Genomic DNA, 2,298 nt, shown 5'->3' with positions numbered 1-2,298 from the left:
GGCATCGATATGCGGCTCCGCCGCGTGGCCCGCCGGGACCCCGGTAAGGGCTCCGCTGGAAGTGCCCTGACCTGCCGTCGATCGTCCGCGGCACCGTCGTGGCCGGTCGCGCCCACGCGACGGAGCCGCACATCGACACAGCCCCGCGCCTCTGCCCGCTTGACTTGAACCGCGGTTGAAGTTTCAGGATCGGGGTCGGAGGGGCGCGCTACGGGGGAGCGCCCCTCCGGCCCCAGCACCCTCTCCCCCGGCTTGCTCGGCTTTCCGACGTCCCCAACCGCGAGGAGACCGCCATGTCCGCCCCGACCAGCTCCGGACCGCTGCCCGAGCTCGCCCGGCCCGATGTGGGCGCCGCGCTGTTCAGTACCTGGAGCGTCGGCACACCGGAACGGCAGCGGGCCGCGGTCGACGCCATCGCCGCCACCTGGGACAGCCGCCCCTGGCCGGCGCCCGAGCTGCTCTCGTACAACCTCTACGCGGGCACGGACGGCGATACGCTGATGCACCACTCCCAGTGGGCCGACGAGGCCGCCTACCACGCCTTCTTCCGGACCCAGCGCCAGCAGCGCAACGACGCGGTCGACAGCGCGGTGCCGGACATCGAGCGGCTCGGTCTCGCGTACTACCGCCACTACCGCGGCTTCCAGGCACCGGCCGCCGACCAGGCCGCCACGACGGACCCCGGGCTGTTCGTCGTGGTCGAGATCGACTTCAACGACCCCGATCCCCAGGTCCGCCGGTCCTGGGTGGACCTGGTCATCGAGGCCCTGGAGAGCGAGCCCGACCCGGGCCTGCTGTCCGCCGACTTCCATCTGATCGTCGACGGCGAGCGCCATCTGGCCACCGACCGCGCCCGGGTGCTCAACTACGCCCGCTGGACCGACGTGGAGTCGTACGAGGCGGCGCTGGCGGCCGACGGGCCGCGCGGCGGTGGCTCGTCCGCCTGGGACCGGGTGCTCGACTTCCCCACCCGGGTGGGTGCCTCGTCCCGCTCCTATCGCTTCCGGCGGAGCTTCGTACGGCCGTCGGCGTCATAGCGACGTCATAGCGGCGTCGTAACGGAATTCCGGGAATTCACCGGAGCGCGAGAGTCAGCGGGCCGCGTATTACTCCGCGAATCCCCGGCCCGCACAACGGCCGGGGGCCCGCACAACGGCCGGGGGCCCGCACAACGGACGGCGATATGCCGCCGCGATATTCAGACCGTCAGCACGACCTTGCCGAAGAGATCGCCGCCCGCCATCTTCTCGAACCCCTCGCGGGCCCGGTCCAGCGGCAGCACCGAATCGATCACCGGCCGTACCCCGCGCGCGGCGCAGAAGCTCAGCAGGTCCTCCAGCTCGTCCTTCCCGCCCATCGTGGAGCCGACGACCTTCAGCTCCAGGAAGAAGATCCGGTTGAGCTCGGCGGCCTTCGGGTTGGGGCCACTGGTGGCCCCCGAAATCACCAGGGTGCCGCCGGGCTTGAGGGACTTCACCGAATGCGACCAGGTGGCGGCGCCCACCGTCTCGATCACGGCGTCCACCCGGCGCGGCAGCCGCTCCCCCGGCTCGTACGCGCCCTCGGCGCCCAGCTCGACGGCGCGGGCCCGCTTGGCCTCGTCACGGCTGGTGGCCAGCACCCGCAGCCCGGCGGCCGCGCCCAGCACGATCGCGGCGGTGGCCACACCGCCGCCGGCGCCCTGGACCAGGACGCTGTCGCCGGGGCGCACCCCCGCGTTGGTGAACAGCATGCGGTACGCGGTCAGCCAGGCCGTGGGCAGGCAGGCGGCCTCCTCGAAGGAGAGCTCCTTGGGCTTGGGCAGCACATTCCAGCTGGGGACGGTCACCTTCTCGGCGAAGGTGCCCTGGTAGCGCTCGGTGAGGATGGAGCGGGGCTCCTTCGGGCCGACGCCGTGTCCGCTCTGGCCGATGACGGAGTGGAGGACGACCTCGTTGCCGTCCTCGTCGATCCCGGCCGCGTCACAGCCGAGGATCATCGGAAGCGACTCCTCGCCGAGGCCCACGCCGCGCAGCGACCACAGGTCGTGGTGGTTGAGCGAGGCGGCCTTGACGTTCACGGTGGTCCAGCCGGGCCGGGCCTCCGGCTCGGGGCGCTCCCCCAGTTCGAGGCCGCTCAGCGGCTGGTCACGGTCGATACGTGCGGCATAGGCAGCGAACATGATCCCGACCTTAGGCCGCGGGGCGACCCCACGGAACCGCACCACGGTGTGACCCCGCTCGCCCGCCGGACAGCGCACGGGCCGGGCCGGGCCTGCCGGTGCTGGGGGGGCCGGCGCCTTGTAGGGACTGGCGCGGA

Annotated in this window: 2 protein-coding genes; one reads left to right on the top strand and one right to left on the bottom strand. The window is 72.5% G+C overall.

The window, feature by feature from the left end; genetic code table 11:
• Positions 1-293: 293 nt before the first annotated feature.
• Positions 294-1,037, top strand: coding sequence for an antibiotic biosynthesis monooxygenase (locus ACFXB5_RS53535; RefSeq protein WP_385223319.1), 744 nt, complete (start codon positions 294-296; stop codon positions 1,035-1,037).
• A 161-nt stretch (positions 1,038-1,198) separates the two neighbouring features.
• Here ACFXB5_RS53535 and ACFXB5_RS53530 read toward each other — a convergent pair whose 3' ends face one another.
• Positions 1,199-2,161 carry a zinc-binding dehydrogenase gene (locus ACFXB5_RS53530; protein WP_164428199.1) on the bottom strand — a complete coding sequence of 321 codons (963 nt, stop codon included), beginning with the start codon at positions 2,159-2,161 and terminating at the stop codon, positions 1,199-1,201.
• Positions 2,162-2,298 lie beyond the last annotated feature (137 nt).

The sequence above is a fragment of the Streptomyces sp. NPDC059455 genome (assembly GCF_042750115.1).
In the GTDB taxonomy this organism is placed as follows: domain Bacteria; phylum Actinomycetota; class Actinomycetes; order Streptomycetales; family Streptomycetaceae; genus Streptomyces; species Streptomyces endocoffeicus.
Note: the sequence above shows the minus strand (reverse complement) of the source record. Positions and strands in the feature narration are given on the sequence as shown.

Bases quoted from the DNA above. Each gene is read 5' to 3' on its own strand.
- ACFXB5_RS53535 (WP_385223319.1), top strand. From the start codon at position 294: ATGTCCGCCCCGACCAGCTCCGGACCGCTGCCCGAGCTCGCCCGGCCC.
- ACFXB5_RS53530 (WP_164428199.1), bottom strand. From the start codon at position 2,161: ATGTTCGCTGCCTATGCCGCACGTATCGACCGTGACCAGCCGCTGAGC.